Here is a 15,155-nt window from a genome sequence, read left to right as displayed (position 1 = left end):
GCGATGACTTGGCCGGGACGGTTCGGTGACCGTTGCGTTACCGGAAGAACGCTTTCGTCATATGACCCGCAGGCCGGCGTTACGGTCGGCTGGCGTTACTGCCCGCCGCCGGTCTGGCCGCGGATGTCCTGGGCGCGCAGCCAGCCGGGCGAGCCGGCGGGCAGCAGCTTCTCCGCCCGCTCCGCCTGTGCCTTGGCCATCGGCATGTCGCCGCGCGCCAGCGCCTCCTCCGCCGTGGCGTAGGCGACCATGCCGTCGTTCTTCTTCATGCTCCAGGCCTGTGCGGTCAGCCGCCACAGGAAGGCGGACTGCGCCTTGCCCTTGGAGGCGATCTGCAGATTCTTCAGCGCCTCGTCCGCCAGACGGGGATCATGCTGTTCCAAGAGGGCGTGGGCGAGGGAGACGCGGATCGTTCCGGCTTCGGAACCAGCCAACTCCACCGCCTTTCGATACGGGGCCGCCGCATCCGGCGCCCGGCCGGTCTGCAGCATCAGGTCGCCCTTCATCTCGTAGAGGTAGGGGTTTTTCGGCTCGTCGGCGATCAGCCCGTCGATCAGCGGCGTCGCCTGCTTGATGTCGCCCTGGCGGAAATAGGCATAGGCGCGGCCATAGCGGGCGGCCGGGGACGGGTCGTTCGCCTTGTAGCGCTGCAGGGCGCCGCGCGGGTCGAGATAGCCGTACAGCTTGGCCTGGATGCGCCGCAGATCGGCCTCCGTCGCCGCCGGCAGATTGGCGTTGGCATAGCGGGAGCGGGCGACGAAGGTCTTCACCGCGTCGATGCGCTCGCGCGTCAGCGGGTGGGTCAGGCGATAGCCGGCGTCGCGGTCGTTCATCAGCGGATCGCCGACGCCCAGCTTCTCCAGGAAGGTTTCCATCCCCTTGGCGGAGATGCCCGACTGTTCCAGGAAGGACAGGCCGGCCTGATCGGCCGATGCCTCCTGCGTGCGGGAGAAGGACAGGTAGTTCCGCTCCGCCAGATGCTGGCCCAGCATGACGCCGGCGGCACCCGCCCCGGCATTGCGCGAGGCCAGGCCGCCGATGACGCCCAGCCCCATGCCGAGCAGCGAGGAGAGGAAGGCGTTGTCCATCGCCTCCGCCCCGCGCACCAGATGGCCGCCGGCGATGTGGCCGGTCTCGTGGGCGATCACGCCCAGCAACTGGTCGGCGTTGTCGACGTCCAGCAGCAGCCCGGTGTGGATGAAGATGTTCTGCCCGCCGGCGACGAAGGCGTTCACCGTCGGGTCGTTGATCAGCAGGATCTGCACCGAATCCGGGTCGACGCCTGCCGCCTGGAAGATTGGCCGGGCCATCTTGCGGATGATATGGTCCGTCTCGGCGTCGCTGAGGATTTGCATCTCCGAGCGGCGCTGCGCGCTCGCCGGTGGCGCTCCCCACACCAGCGACATCAGACAAACGGACATGATGGCGACGACCGAAACCAGCCTGCTGGGCTTGCGCACCGTGACGACCTCCGGCTTGGAACAGCGGATTCCCGCGCGCGACCGGCGGAACTCCGGACCGCGACACACTCGCTTGCAAATCTGGCAACGGTTGGGCGCGGTTGCCATAGCTGCATCACTGCTGGCGGGCTGCGTCAACACCAAGTTCAAGACCGACGCCACGGTGCAGAGCTTCGTCGTCGCCGACGAACCCTATGCTGCCGGCGTGGGGCGCGACATCATCGCCCAGGGCGGCAAGGCCGGCGACGCGGTCGCGGCGATGGCGCTGGCGATGACCGCCAGCCTGCCGTCGCGGGTCGGTCTGACCGGCGGCGGCGTCTGCGTTCTGTTCGACGCCGCCTCGAAAAAGGCGCGCACCATCGATTTCCTGCCGCGTCCGGCCGGTGCCGGCGGCGTCGCCATGCCCGCCATGGCGCGCGGCCTGTTCGCCGTCCAGGCCTCCGCCGGCGTGATGCGGTGGGAGCAGGTCGTCTCCCCGGCCGAACAGCTGGCCCAGTTCTCCCCCGGCCTCAGCCGCGCGATGGTGCAGGATCTGACCGCCTTCGGCGGGCGGCTGGCGCCCGATTCGGAGACGCGGCGCCGCTTCCTCGGCAGCGGCACCCCCGCCGTCGGTGCGGTGGTCGGCCAGCCGGAGCTGGCCGCGACCCTGTCGGTCCTGCGCCGGCAGGGGGTGGGCGCCTTCTACAGCGGGCCGCTCGCCGCGACGGTCGCCCAGGGCACCGGCATCGACCCGGCGCAGCTGCGCGCCTATCAGCCGCGTGTCGCCGGAACGCTGACCGTGCCCTTCGACATCAGTGACCTGCATTTGCCCGACCTGAACGAACCGGAAGCCGGCGCCGCCCTGGTCCAGGCATGGAAGGCGGTGGCATCGCTGCCGCCGGCCGAGCGCGCGACCCGCGCCGCCCAATTGCTGGGCGCCACCGGCAGGGGCGCAACCGCCGCGGGGGCCGGGGTGATGGTGATCGATCCGGACGAGAACGGTGCGGCCTGCGCCTTCACCCAGGGAGCGCCCTTCGGCACCGGCCGCGGCATCCCCGGCACGGGCATGCTGGTGGCCCAGGGGGTTGACCGCGGCGGCTTCGGCGCGCCGGCGCTGATCGCCAACTCCATCATCGGCCGCACCCTTTTCGCCGGGGTCGGCACCGCCAACGGCGACGACGGCCCGGCCGCCGGCCCGGCGGCACTACTGTCCGCCGCCCTTCCGGCCGGTCTGGAGGACAAGTCCACCGCCCCGCAGATCCAGGCGGCCCGTCCGCAATCCATCCCCGGACGGGTCAGCTTCGTCGGATGCCGGGTTTCGATCGAGGACGGGGTCCGCTATTGCCAGACGGCGATCGACCCGCGCGCCGGCAGCCTGGGACTGACGGTCGAAAGCGAACGCAAGCGGGAATGACACGGCCGGAAAACGGCCCGCCCAAAGAAAGCCCGCCCAAAGAAAGTTAGAGACGGACGATCATGAGCAAGCAGCCCAAGGTTTCCAAGCGGGGCGCGATTCCGCCCTTCTTCGTGATGGAAGTGATGCGCGCCGCGGCAGAGCGCGAGGCCGCCGGACTGGAGGTCCTGCATATGGAGGTGGGGCAGCCCTCCACCGGCGCGCCGAAGGGCGTGGTGCAGGCGGCGGCCGCCGCGGTGGTGGGCACCGATCCGCTGGGCTATACCGGCGCGCTCGGCATCCCGCCGCTGCGTGCGGCCATCGCCAAGTGGTACAAGGACCGCTACGGCGTCGATGTGCCGGAGCGCCGCGTGGTCGTCACCACCGGGTCGTCGGGCGCCTTCCAGCTGGGCTTCCTCGCCGCCTTCGATCCGGGCGACCGGGTGGCGATGGCCTCGCCCAGCTACCCGGCCTATCGCCACACCCTGACCGCGGCGGGCGTCGTCCCGGTGGAACTGCCGACCGGGCCGGAGCATCGCTTCCAGCCGACCATCGAGCTGCTGGAAGCCCTGGACGAGCCGGTCCAGGGCCTGATTGTCGCCAGCCCGGCCAACCCGACCGGCACGATGTTGAGCCGGGAGGAGCTGACCGCCCTGTCCGACTGGTGCCGCGCCAATGGCGTGCGCATGGTGTCGGATGAGATCTACCACGGCCTGACCTATGGCACCGACGCGGTGACGGCCGCCGAGGTGAACGATCAGGCCCTGGTGGTCAACAGCTTCTCCAAGTATTTCTCGATGACCGGCTGGCGTCTCGGCTGGATGATCGTGCCGGATGACCTGCTGCGCTCGGTCGAATGTCTGGCGCAGAACCTGTTCATCTCCGCGCCGACTCTCAGTCAGGTTTCGGCGGTCGCGGCCTTCGACTGCACGGAGGAGTTGGACGGTCACGTCGCCCGCTATGCCCGCAACCGTGCGCTGCTGCTGGAGGAGTTGCCGAAGGCGGGGTTCACCAAGATGGCTCCGGCCGACGGCGCCTTCTACATCTATGCCGACGTGTCGGACATGACCGACGACAGCGAGGCGCTGGCGAAGCGGATCCTGGAGGAGACGGGCATCGCCTGCACCCCCGGCATCGATTTCGACACCGCCCGCGGCCGCCGCTTCCTGCGTTTCAGCTTCGCCGGGGCGGAGGAGACCATCGCCGAGGCGGCGCGGCGGCTGATCGCCTGGCGGGCGGGGAAGTAATGCGTATTTGAGAGGGGGCGCTGCGGGTGCCCCCTCCCTAACCCTCCCCCACCTTCGGTGGGAGAGGGGACTGCCGCTGCTCAAGCACTTACTCCCTCTCCCGCAAAGCGGGGGAGGGTCGGGGAGGGGGCGGCCGTTTGAGGCGCCCCTCTCAAAACAGATGCTGCCCGCCGGTGATGAAGGTCTCCGTCCCCGTCACATAGGCGGCATCCGGCCCACAGAGATAGAAGATCACCGCGGCGACATCCTCTGGCTTGCCCATGCGCTTCAGCGGGATGCGCGGGATCAGCACGTCGTATTCCGGGCCGGTCATCGAGGTCTCGATCTCGCCGGGGGCGACGGCGTTGACGCGGACGCCGATCTCCGCGAACTCCACCGCCATTTCGCGGGTCAGGCCGGACAGCGCCGCCTTCGAGGTCGAATAGGCCGAGCCGGCGAAGGGATGCACCGAATGGCCGGCGATGGAGGTGACGTTGACGATCGCCCCCTTCGCCCGCGACAGCGGGGCGGCGAAACCGCGCGCCAGCACCAGGGCGGCGAAGAAGTTCAGCTCGAACACCCGGTGCCAGCCCTCGATCGAGCCGTTCAGGCAGCCGAGCCGCTCCTTGATCGGGGTCTTGGGCGAGATGCCGGCGTTGTTGATCAGGGCGTGCAGCGGCGCGCCGTCCAGCGCCTTGTTCGCCTCCTCCACGAAGGCGGCGCGGCTGGCCGGGTCCGACAAATCGGCCGGGATGTGGTGGGTCCAATTGGGATCGCGCCGGCAGTGGTCCGGCACCTCCTCGCGCGAGCAGGAGATCACGCGCCAGCCTTCGTTGCTGAACCGGGTGACGGTGGCGTGTCCGATACCCCGGCTGGCGCCGGTGAGAATGACGACTTTGCGGTGCGGCATGGGGGCTGCGCTTCACGAATGATTGCGGTCGGCGGGGAAAGCGGACACCCTGGGAACGGCCTTGGGGTTACGGATGCGGGAGCCGGGTGCTCCCCATCCTCCGGTGGTCCACCGCCTGCGGCGATCCTAACCGCCGCCGCCCCGCCTGTCATCCGCCAGCATGCCGGGCGCCTGTTCGCCGTCCGGCGCGCCTGAATCCGGCGCGACTGAACGACGCAATCGCCGGCTTTGTCCATTGACGTTGCGCCCGGCAGCGCCAACCTTGGCGCAATCCCCGCACCGACGGAGCCAGCCCTTGCCGCGCCAGCCCTTCCGTCCCGCCGTCGCCGTTCCGCGCCGCCGCCTCGCCCTGCTGACCGTCGCGGCGCTGTTCCTGAGCGCTCCCACCGCTTGGGCCACGGAGGCCAAGGCCGAGGACGCGGCGCGCATCGGCTGCGTGCCGCCCGGCGTCTGGGCGGACGGCACCGGAACGGCGGTGGAGCCGGTGCCGCTGCTGCGCCGGATCGCCGAGGCGCCCGTGGTCCTGCTGGGGGAACGGCATGACAAGCCGGACCATCACCGCTGGCAGCTCCACACCCTGGCAGGGCTCCATGCGCTGAACCCCGATCTGGCGATCGGGATGGAGATGCTGCCGCGCCGGCTGCAGCCGGTGCTCGACCGCTGGGTGGCGGGAGAGCTGACGGAGAGCGAGTTCCTGAAGGAGACGGACTGGCGCGCGGTCTGGGGCTTCGACCCGCAATTCTATCTGCCGATCCTGCAGTTCGCCCGTCTGCACCGGCTGCCGGTGGTGGCGCTGAATGTCGAACGCTCGCTGGTCAGCCGCACCGCCCGCAACGGCTGGGCCGCCATCCCGGAGACGGACCGCGAGGGCGTCGGCACGCCCGCCCCTCCGACGGAGGAATACCGCAAGCGCCTGAACGAGACGCTGGCGGCGCACGACCGCTCGGAAGCCCGCGCCGCCGCGCCCGACGATGCCCCCAACAAGGCGGCCCAGCGCTTCATCGAGGCGCAGGGCGTCTGGGACCGCGCGATGGCGGAGAAGATCGCCGAGACCCGCCGCGCCACCGGCCGCAGCGTGATCGGCATCCTGGGGGAGGGGCATGTCGCCCGGCGGGATGGCGTGCCGCACCAGCTGGCCGATCTCGGCATCGGCGAGGCCGCCGTGCTGTTGCCCTGGGACGTCGACCGCGATTGCGATGAGCTGGACGGCCGCATCGCCGATGCCGTCTTCGGCCTGGGGCCGGAGCGGGAGGATGCCGAACCGCAACGGCCGAAGCTGGGTGTGCAACTCGATCCCGCGCCGGACGGCATCACGGTTGGGGCGGTCAGCAGCGGCAGCGTGGCGGCGGCGGCGGGCCTGCGCACCGGCGACCGCATCCTGGTCGCCGCGGGAATGCCGGTGCGTGCACCGGCCGATCTCGTCGCGGTGATCCGCCGTCAGGCGCCGGGCACCTGGCTGCCGCTCACCATCCGGCGCGACGGGGCGGAGCAGGAACTGGTGGCGAAGTTCCCGATGGAGGGGAGGTAAGGGCGAGGTTGTCGCCCGCTACAGCATCTTCCCCCACCGCGCGAGCGCATCGGGCGTGGGATTGACCGCCGGCGCGCAGTCGGAGCGGCCGAGCCGCTCATGATGCTCGCGCAGGGCCCAGACGACGGTGGGGAAGGCAAGCTCGCTCCAGGGAATGTCCTTCCAGGCGAACAGGCCGACCTCCAGGCTCTCCGGGCCGGGCTCCACGTCGGGGGACAGCAGGCGGGCGCGGAAGATCATCTGGACCTGGCTGATGCGCGGGATGTCGTAGATCGCCAGCAGATGGTCGATGTCGATGCGCGCCCGCGCCTCTTCCCAGGCTTCGCGGGCGGCGCCCTCGCGGGTGCTTTCGCGCTCTTCCATATAGCCGGCGGGCAGGGTCCAGAAGCCCTTGCGCGGTTCGATGGCGCGGCGGCAGAGCAGGATGCGGCCATCCTCCCAGGTCGCCACCGCCCCCACCACGATCAGCGGGTTCTGATAGGCGATATAGCCGCAGTCCGGGCACATCAGCCGCTCGCGATCCTCGCCGGGCGGGATGCCGCGGACGCGCGGGCCGCCGCAGTTCGGGCCGCAGTCGGAGGATTTGTCGTCGGGAATCGTATCGTCTGGCATGGCCACCGATATGGCGCCGCATCCTTCGCCGGGCAAGCGGAGAAAGCGCCAGCCGGGCCGCTGCGGCGCCGCGCCCGTTCGCGGCCTGTTCCAATTCGCGATTCGTTCCGATAGGCTGTGCCCGTCTCAGTGGTGGGGCCTGTGGTGAAGGAATTCGGGGTGACGCAGTTCCTGGTGAACGGGATGGTGATCGACGGCCTGTCGCTGGCCGCCGGGCTGGTGGCTGGGCTGCTGCTGGGCGCCGCCGTCGCCTGGGCGGTGATGCGCGCCGCCGCCGGCCGGGCGGAAGCCGCCGCCGCCGCCCTGCATGCGGAGTTCGCCACCCGTCTCGACCTCGCCGAACGGACCGAGGACGATCTGCGCGAGGAGATCGAGGCGCGCGACCACCAGATCGCCCGCCTGCATGGCGAGGTCGCCGATGCCCGTGAACGCCATGCCCAGCTGTCCACCCGGCTGGAGGCGGAGCGGACCGCCGCGGCGGAGAAGATGGCGCTGCTGGAGCGCGCCCAGGCGGCGCTGGCGGACAGCTTCAAGGCCCTGTCGGCGGAGGCGCTGCACCAGAACAACCGCAGCTTCCTCGATCTGGCGCGGGAGACGCTGACCGGCTTCCAGGAGCAGGCGAAGGGCGACCTGGACAAGCGCCAGACCGCCATCGCCGCCATCGTCGACCCGGTGCGCCAGTCGCTGGAAGCGATGGACCGCCAGATCCGCGAACTGGAAAGCACGCGGGCCGGCGCCTATGAAGGGTTGAAACAGCAGGTGCTGTCGCTGGTCGAAACCCAGACCCAGCTGCGGGCGGAGACCGGCAACCTCGTCCGTGCGCTGCGCACCCCGGCGGCGCGTGGACGCTGGGGCGAAATCCAGCTGCGCCGGGTCTGCGAGATGGCGGGGATGCTCGACCATTGCGACTTCGTCGAGCAGGTGTCGGTCGACAGCGGCCGGCTGCGCCCCGACCTGATCGTCACGCTGCCCGGCGGCAAGACCATCGTGGTCGATGCCAAGACGCCGCTGGAAGGCTATCTGGACGGCATCCAGGCGGTGGAGGAGGCCGGGCGGCGCGACGGCATGGTCCGCCATGCCCGCCATGTGCGCGAGCATATGAAGCAACTCGGCACCAAGGGCTATTGGGACCAGTTCGACGACAGCCCGGAATTCGTCGTGCTGTTCCTGCCCGGCGAGAACTTCTTCTCCGCGGCGCTGGAGCAGGACCCGGCGCTGATCGAGGCCGGCATCGACCACCGCGTCATCCTGGCCACCCCGACCACCCTGATCGCGCTTCTGCGCGCCGTCGCCTATGGCTGGCGGCAGGAGCGGCTGGCCGACAATGCCCGCGAAATCAGCGCGCTGGGTGCCGAGTTGTATAAGCGGCTGTCCGACCTGGGCGGCCATATGGAAAAGCTGGGCGGGCAGTTGGACAAGGCCGTCGGCTGCTACAACAGCGCGGTCGGCACGCTGGAATCGCGGGTGCTGGTCAGCGCCCGCCGCTTCCGCGACCTGCACGCCGCGCCGGAGGGGGCGGAGATGCCGCTGCTGGAACCGCTGGACCACAGCCCGCGCCGTCTGCAGGCGGCCGAACTGCGCGCCGTGCCGCCGGTGGAGACCACCGCCGCCGATTGAGGCGCATCCAACCGGGTGATGCGGCATTTCGCCCCAGCGGTGACGGCGCCCGGTCGCTGCTCATCGACGCTGCGGTGCGGCAGCGGGCGTGCTATCCATGCGGCCTTACCGCCCTTCGACCTCATGGAACCCACCGATGTCGGACCAGACCGCGACCGACCAGACCGTCCGCTGCGACCGCTGCGCCCACCGCTATCCCGCCGCCGAGGACGGGTGCCCGCGCTGCCGTTCGATTCGCCGCACCAATGCCGTGATCGTGGCCCTGCTGGTGATGCTGGTGATCCTTGCCCTGGCCGGCTGGGTCGGCACCTTGGTCTTGGCGTGAGCCGATATCCGGCACCTTGGTCTGTTCTTGCGCAGACTCTGCACAATCCGCGTGCAGAGCGCTCAATGAAACATCATTTCCGTTTTACCCGATAATCGAGCAAGTTTTTTGCTTGTCACATTAGGTTTATTTTGAGAAGCAACCCTGTGCCGTCGTCTCTGCGCAGGGGTTGCAACATGCTGAAGAACCTCCGGATTGCCGCGCTTACCAATCTGTTCGGGGTGGTGGTCACGCTCGGTTTCCTGGCGGTGGTCGTCACCAGCGCGCTGGCGATCCGCGAGTTGAAGGTGGGTGGGCCGATCTACCAGCGCATCGTGCTGGGCAAGGACCTGATCGCCGACATCCTGCCGCCGCCGGAATATGTGATCGAAGCCTATCTGGAGGCGACGCTGGCGATGAACGACCCGGCGTCGGTCGAACAGCGCCGCGCGCGGCTGGCGCAGCTGCGCAAGGATTACGACGAGCGGCACGAATATTGGCTGAAGGAGAGCTTCGAGCCGGCGCTGCTCGACCAGCTGACCCGGACGTCCCACGCGCCGGTGATGCGCTTCTGGAGCGAGATCGAGTTGAAGTTCCTGCCGGCGCTGGCCCGCAAGGACGAGGCGGCGGCGCGGGCATCTTATGCCGCCATCGCCGAGGCCTATGCCGCTCACCGCGCCGTCGTCGACCGGATCGTCGAGGACACCACCCGCTACAACAGCGAGACGGAGGTCTATGCCGCCGGCCGCGAGAGCCTGTTCATGACGGCGGTGTGGGGCGTGTCGGCCGTGGTGCTGGCGGTCGTGGTGCTGGGTGTGCTTGGCATCCGGCGGCGTGTGGTGAGGCCGGTGGGCGAACTGACGGTGGCGATGCGGACCCTGGCCCAGGGCAACCTCGCCGTTGCCATTCCCGGCGCCGACCGCGGCGACGAGGTGGGGGCGATGGCACAGGCGCTCAGCGTCTTCAAGGAGAATGCCGAGGAGGCCGAACGCCTGCGCCGCCTGCGCGACGAGGAGCGCGAACGGTCGGAGCGCGAGAAGCAGGCGGCACTGCTGCGCATGGCCGAAACGGTGGAGACCGAGGCGTCGAACGCCGTCGATGTGGTCGCCAACCAGACCAGCCAGATGGCCGGCAACGCCACCCGCATGGCCGAATCGGCCCGCGCGGTCAGCGACAACAGCCAGAATGTCGCCGCCGCCGCGACCCAGGCGCTGTCGAACGCCCAGACCGTGGCCGCCGCGTCGGAGCAGCTCAGCGCCTCCATCCGCGAGATCGCGACCCAGATCGGCACCGCCACCACGATGACCGGCGATGCCGTCGGCGCGTCGGTCCGGGCGGAGGAGACCATCCAGCGTCTGGCCGAGGCCGTGACCCGCATCGGCGAGGTGACCGACCTCATCAACGACGTCGCCGGCCAGACCAACCTGCTGGCGTTGAATGCCACCATCGAAGCGGCGCGGGCCGGCGAGGCGGGCAAGGGCTTCGCCGTGGTGGCGAGCGAGGTGAAGCAGCTGGCCGGCCAGACCGCGCGGGCGACCGAGGAGATCGAAAGCCAGATCGCCGCCATCCAGGCGACCACGGCGGAGGCGGTGAACGCCGTGCGCGCCATCGCCGAGCGGGTGCGCGGCGTCGAAACGGTGTCGGCCACCGTCGCCGCCGCCATCGAGGAGCAGGAGGCGGCGACCGGCGAGATCGCCCGCAATGTCGTCCAGACCTCCAACGCCGCGCAGGAGGTGGCGACTCGCATCGCCGCCGTGTCGCAGGAGGCGACGGCCACCGGCGAGCGGGCCAGCGAGGTCAATGCGCTGTCCACCCGCGTCGCCACCAGCATCGACCAGCTCCGCCGCGTCCTGATCGAGGCGATCCGCACGGCGACGCCGGAGGTGAACCGTCGCGTCGCCCCGCGTTACCCGCTGAACCGCCCCGGCCGGCTGACGGTTGGCGGGCGTGATTTGCCGGTGACGGTCGACAACGCCTCGGAAGGCGGCGCCCAGCTGAGCGGCCTGCCGCAGGAGGCATGGAGCGGATCGGTGGGGAGCGCATTGGCCGAAGGAACCGCGCTGCGCGTCGCCCTGCCGGGGCTGGAGCCGGTGCCTGCCGTCGTGCGCGCGTTGGAACGCGGTGGCGCCGGGCGCCTGCATGTCACCTTCACCCTGGCCGGGGCCGAGCGCGACCGGTTCGCGGCGCAGTTCGGCCGCAGCGTCGCCGGGCTGGTGCCGATGGAGCGCGCGGCCTGAGCGGCTGGCCCGCCACAGCGCGGGAAAAGCCTTAATCATGACAGGGATTTCATGACGTCGGGAGGGGGCGCGGGTCCAGAATGGCCTTGGTTCCAGGGCCCCCCGCCCATGCTGAAAGCCCGTCTGCCATGGTCGACACCACAGCCTGTCCCTATTGCGGGTCCGATTACGGGCATGGTCCCGACGACTGCCCGCTGTGCCGCTCCGCCCGACGCAAGGACCTGATCGTGCGATGCGTCATCGGGCTGATGTTCCTGATCCCGATCCTGACGCTGTTCGCCACCATCCTGTTGGACAACGGCATGGGGAAGATGCTGTCGATGGATTGAAGCGGGTGGGGATCGAGCGGAAAGCGGCCGGCGCCTACAGGTGGCCGGTCCGCGCCGACTGTTCCAGCGCCTTGATGTGCGACAGGCCGGGCAGAATCTCCGACTTCACGAACTCCATGCGGCGGTTGGGGCCGCCGCCGCCGCGGGCGAAACGGTGCTTCCACAGGTTCATCTTCACCGCCAGGCCGCACAGCACCCCGCCGATGGTGACGTGGTGGGACGAGATCAATTCGCGGATCGACCGGAAGGTGTCGGCGTTGATGTCGCTCCAAAAATCCTTGGAGCGGTTGTCGAAGCTCTCGAACCGGCCGGTGATGGAGGTCGAGATGTCGGTCAGGTCGCGGGCGATGTCGTCGAGCATCCGGATCTGGCGCGGGTCGCGCTTGACCTCGGCGGAGCTGCGGATTTCGCCCATCCAGCCGACGAAGCGCTGGACCTCCGGCACGATCTCGTCCAGGCATTTGCGGAAATAGGCCAGGGATAAAAAGACGTCGCCGTATTCCTCGAGGAACTGCGGGATCTCGCCCAGGCCGATGTCCAGCCGGTCGGCCATCATGCGCAGGTTGCGCAGAGCCTCGTCCCGGTTGGGGTTGGCGAACAGCTGGATGATGTCGGTCACGTCGGCGACCTGCAACTCCTCCGTGCCATAGACGTATTCCATCAGCGGCCGGGTGAAGACCCGCATGTAGTTGGTCAGCTCGGCCTTCTTGCGATCGGACAGGGTGAGCGACTCGACGTTGTTGACGTCGATGTTCAGCCTCCGCAGCTCGATCCGCGAGGAATAGACGTCGAAGCTGGAGGCGGCGCCGATCTTCTCCAGCTTCACCAGATCGCGTTCGATCTCGTCCTTGTAGGATTCGAAATAGGCGGGGATGTGGCGGGGGGAGACTTGCCCGCTGCCGGTCTGGGCATCGCGGAACATCTCCACCACCGTCTGCAGGCGGACATTCTTGATCAGGCGCGCATGCTGCAGGCCGGGCGTTTCCAAGGGGATCGCCGACAAGGGCAGGATGTGAAGGGAATCCCGCGCCTCGTCATCCCAGGCCCTGCGCTTTTCCGTGTCGGGAGCGGACTTCGCATCCGCCGCCGTTTCGCTTGCCCCGCCGTCCAACCGACCGTCCCCCACTGCCTCTTCGCGTCTCGTCTCGGCGATTATCGCAGAGCGCACCTTACAACAGGAGTTAGGGCTGACAAGGATCGAGATGTGGCGATCGAGATGTGGCCGATTGCGGCGCAACCGGCCGGGGGCGCCCGCCGATGGCGGCGGCGCCCCCGGCCGGACCGGTCAATGGACGCTGACCGGTTCCATGTCGTTCTGCACGATGGCGGCGAAGGCCAGATCGCGGTCGGCCACCACGCTCAGCGGCGTGCCGTCGGCGGCGTGGATGGCGAAGGCGGCGGTTCCGTCCATCTCGACCGGACGGACATAGGCGACGTCGCCCAGGCCGAAGCTGGCGAAATCCTGCGGCGACAGCTGGCGCAGCTGGGTGTGGGTATCGTTCATCATGATCGTGGTCTCCCGGCGGCTCCCCGTCATGGGCGGCCGCGCGTGCAGAGTGTCGGGGGTAGAGTGTCGGAGAACAGGGGTGAAGGCCGTGACCTGGATCAGACTTACCGGCGATCAGGCTTCCGGGCGATCAGTCGTCCCGGCCATCGGCGGACACGTCGATGGTGCGGGGCATCGCGCCGCCGGCGGCCTTCTTCGGCTGCTCGATCTTGATGGTGCGGACCTTCGGTTCCGGCATCGGGCGGGTCAGGTCGATGTTGAGCAGCCCGTTGTCGAGCGAGCAGCCCACCACCTCGATCCCCTCGGCCAGGACGAAGCTGCGCTGGAACTGCCGCGCGGCGATGCCGCGGTGCAGGTAGACGCGCGATTTGTCGTCGGTCTGGCGGCCGCGGATGACCAGCTGGTTGTCCTCGATCTGGACCGACAGGTCATCGGAGGTGAAGCCGGCCACGGCAAGCGTGATGCGCAGGCCGTCGTCGCCGATCTGCTCAATGTTGTAGGGGGGATAGCCTTCGGCCGAATTCTTGGCGATCCGGTCGAGCGTCCGCTCGAACTGGTCGAAGCCAAGCAGCAGTGGACTGTTGAAGAGCGAAAGGCGAGTCGTCACGACGCATCCTCCTCACGACGGGAGCGAGTTGCGAAAGATGGGCCCGTTTCCGGCGCCCGGCGGGTCGGCGGCCCAGCATCGGCCGGCGCCGCCATGCCTATAGATTGGGAGACCCGAGGTCGCGGTCAAGAACCCTGTGAGCCTCAGGAATGGTTAAGAATTTCAGGCGCCTCGCCGAGCGCCATCGCCACCGCGTCGGCGATGGCCAGACAGGAGGTCAGACCCGGCGATTCGATGCCGAACAGGTTGACCAGACCGTCAACCCCATGGGTATCCGGCCCCTGGATCAGGAAGTCGGCCTGCGGCTGCCCCGGCCCGCTCAGCTTCGGCCGCACGCCGGAATAGGCCGACACCAGCGCGCCGTCCGGCAGACCCGGCCAATAGGCGCGCACCGCGCCGTAGAAGGAGTCGGCACGGGCGGGATCGACGGCGTAATCAACAGCGCCTTCGATATCGCCCAGCCATTCCACGTCGGGACCGAACCGGGCCTGTCCGGCGAGGTCCAGCGTCAGGTGCACGCCCAGCCCGCCCTCCACCGGCACCGGATAGACCAGCCGCGAGAAGGGGGAGCGACCGGCGGCCAGCGCATAGTAGTTGCCCTTCGCCAGCACGCGTGGCGGCACATGGACGGCGTCCAGACCCTCCAGCCCGCGCGCCACGCCCCAGGCGCCCAAGCCCCCGGCGTTGACCAGGGTGGAGCAGGCGATGCGCATCGGCTCCGCCCCGCCGACTTCCAGCTCGAAGCCGGTGGCGGTGCGGTGCGAGCGCGTCAGCGGGCTCAGCAGCGCCAGCATCGCCCCGGCCTCCTCCGCGTCGCCCAGCAGGGCCAGCATCAGCCCGTGGCTGTCGATGATGCCGGTGGAGGGCGACAGCAGGGCGCCGACGGTGCGCAGGTTGGGCTCCCATGCCCGTGCGGTGGCGGCGTCGATCTCGGTCAGGTCGGTAACGCCGTTGGCGGCGGCCTGGGCGCCGATCGCCGCCAGCTTGGGCAGCTGGTTCTCCTCCGTCGCGACGATCAGCTTGCCGACGCGGCGATGCTCGACCCCATGGGCGGCGCAATAGTCATAGAGCGCGTCGCGCCCAGGCACGCACAGCCGGGCGCGCAGGCTGCCGGTGGGGTAATAGATGCCGGCATGGATGACCTCGGAGTTGCGCGAGCTGGTGCCGGTGCCGATGGCGTCCGCCGCCTCCAGCACGATCACCTCGCGCCCGGCCCGTGCCAGCCGCCGCGCCACCGCCAGCCCGACCACGCCCGCCCCGACGACCACGCACTCCACCCGTTCCATCGCGCCATTCCTGCCTGCAGCTTGCGGTGCCGGGAAAGGGAGCGCAAAAGGATGGGAGGGCGCAAGAAGTTCCGGATATGCCGTCGGGCTTGACTCGGCGGCGCCAATGGGTATTGTGCGCGCCTTCACCTCCTGGGAAAGCGGGCGCGCGCAATCTTTG

General features: G+C 69.5%; 14 protein-coding genes. 7 read left to right on the top strand and 7 right to left on the bottom strand.

Features of this window, described 5'->3' with window-relative positions; genetic code table 11:
• Positions 1 to 95 precede the first annotated feature (95 nt).
• Positions 96 to 1,460 (bottom strand): M48 family metalloprotease, encoded by a 1,365-nt coding sequence (locus FZ029_RS03535; protein ID WP_149198009.1) that lies wholly within the window; start codon positions 1,458 to 1,460, stop codon positions 96 to 98.
• On the opposite strand from FZ029_RS03535, the gene FZ029_RS03530 reads away from it, so the two are divergent.
• Both FZ029_RS03530 and FZ029_RS03525 read left to right on the top strand, forming a co-directional pair.
• A complete protein-coding gene (locus FZ029_RS03530) occupies positions 1,420 to 2,853 on the top strand; it encodes a gamma-glutamyltransferase (RefSeq protein WP_247892134.1) in 1,434 nt (477 codons plus the stop codon). The genes FZ029_RS03535 and FZ029_RS03530 overlap by 41 nt on opposite strands.
• Before the next feature lie 62 nt (positions 2,854 to 2,915).
• Positions 2,916 to 4,079 carry an aminotransferase class I/II-fold pyridoxal phosphate-dependent enzyme gene (locus FZ029_RS03525; RefSeq protein WP_149268030.1) on the top strand — a complete coding sequence of 388 codons (1,164 nt, stop codon included), beginning with the start codon at positions 2,916 to 2,918 and terminating at the stop codon, positions 4,077 to 4,079.
• A gap of 151 nt (positions 4,080 to 4,230) precedes the next feature.
• On the opposite strand, the gene FZ029_RS03520 is transcribed toward FZ029_RS03525, so the two are convergent.
• Positions 4,231 to 4,968: an SDR family oxidoreductase gene (locus tag FZ029_RS03520; RefSeq protein WP_149268029.1), complete on the bottom strand. Its 738-nt coding sequence runs from the start codon at positions 4,966 to 4,968 to the stop codon at positions 4,231 to 4,233.
• A gap of 295 nt (positions 4,969 to 5,263) precedes the next feature.
• Here FZ029_RS03520 and FZ029_RS03515 point away from each other — a divergent pair, with 295 nt between their 5' ends.
• On the top strand, positions 5,264 to 6,496 hold the full coding sequence (locus FZ029_RS03515; protein ID WP_247892133.1) for a ChaN family lipoprotein: 1,233 nt from the start codon (positions 5,264 to 5,266) through the stop codon (positions 6,494 to 6,496).
• An 18-nt stretch (positions 6,497 to 6,514) separates the two neighbouring features.
• Here the strand turns inward: FZ029_RS03515 and FZ029_RS03510 are convergent, their stop codons facing one another.
• Entirely contained in the window at positions 6,515 to 7,108 is a 594-nt protein-coding gene (locus FZ029_RS03510) for an NUDIX hydrolase (RefSeq protein WP_149268028.1), read from the bottom strand.
• 159 nt (positions 7,109 to 7,267) lie between these two features.
• Here FZ029_RS03510 and rmuC point away from each other — a divergent pair, with 159 nt between their 5' ends.
• The 4 genes from rmuC (at position 7,268) to FZ029_RS03490 (ending at position 11,595) form a co-directional block, all read left to right on the top strand.
• A complete protein-coding gene (rmuC, locus tag FZ029_RS03505; RefSeq protein WP_247892132.1) occupies positions 7,268 to 8,725 on the top strand; it encodes a DNA recombination protein RmuC in 1,458 nt (485 codons plus the stop codon).
• Between the two features lie 136 nt (positions 8,726 to 8,861).
• Positions 8,862 to 9,050, top strand: a complete 189-nt coding sequence (locus FZ029_RS03500) for a hypothetical protein (RefSeq protein ID WP_149198014.1) — start codon at positions 8,862 to 8,864, stop codon at positions 9,048 to 9,050.
• Positions 9,051 to 9,226: 176 nt separating this feature from the next.
• Positions 9,227 to 11,266 carry a methyl-accepting chemotaxis protein gene (locus tag FZ029_RS03495; protein ID WP_149268027.1) on the top strand — a complete coding sequence of 680 codons (2,040 nt, stop codon included), beginning with the start codon at positions 9,227 to 9,229 and terminating at the stop codon, positions 11,264 to 11,266.
• A gap of 128 nt (positions 11,267 to 11,394) precedes the next feature.
• Positions 11,395 to 11,595 (top strand): hypothetical protein, encoded by a 201-nt coding sequence (locus FZ029_RS03490; protein WP_244560865.1) that lies wholly within the window; start codon positions 11,395 to 11,397, stop codon positions 11,593 to 11,595.
• A 34-nt stretch (positions 11,596 to 11,629) separates the two neighbouring features.
• Here the strand turns inward: FZ029_RS03490 and FZ029_RS03485 are convergent, their stop codons facing one another.
• From FZ029_RS03485 to FZ029_RS03470, 4 genes are all read right to left on the bottom strand, one after another.
• On the bottom strand, positions 11,630 to 12,706 hold the full coding sequence (locus tag FZ029_RS03485; protein ID WP_149268026.1) for a hypothetical protein: 1,077 nt from the start codon (positions 12,704 to 12,706) through the stop codon (positions 11,630 to 11,632).
• A gap of 174 nt (positions 12,707 to 12,880) precedes the next feature.
• Complete coding sequence (locus FZ029_RS03480; RefSeq protein ID WP_085090731.1) at positions 12,881 to 13,102, bottom strand: DUF1150 family protein; 222 nt, start codon at positions 13,100 to 13,102, stop codon at positions 12,881 to 12,883.
• Positions 13,103 to 13,232: 130 nt separating this feature from the next.
• Positions 13,233 to 13,709, bottom strand: a complete 477-nt coding sequence (locus FZ029_RS03475; protein ID WP_042689584.1) for an Hsp20 family protein — start codon at positions 13,707 to 13,709, stop codon at positions 13,233 to 13,235.
• A gap of 143 nt (positions 13,710 to 13,852) precedes the next feature.
• On the bottom strand, positions 13,853 to 14,995 hold the full coding sequence (locus FZ029_RS03470) for an NAD(P)/FAD-dependent oxidoreductase (protein WP_149268025.1): 1,143 nt from the start codon (positions 14,993 to 14,995) through the stop codon (positions 13,853 to 13,855).
• Positions 14,996 to 15,155: the final 160 nt, after the last annotated feature.

The organism is Azospirillum sp. Sh1 (assembly GCF_008365135.1).
Classification (GTDB): domain Bacteria; phylum Pseudomonadota; class Alphaproteobacteria; order Azospirillales; family Azospirillaceae; genus Azospirillum; species Azospirillum oryzae.
Note: the sequence above shows the minus strand (reverse complement) of the source record. Positions and strands in the feature narration are given on the sequence as shown.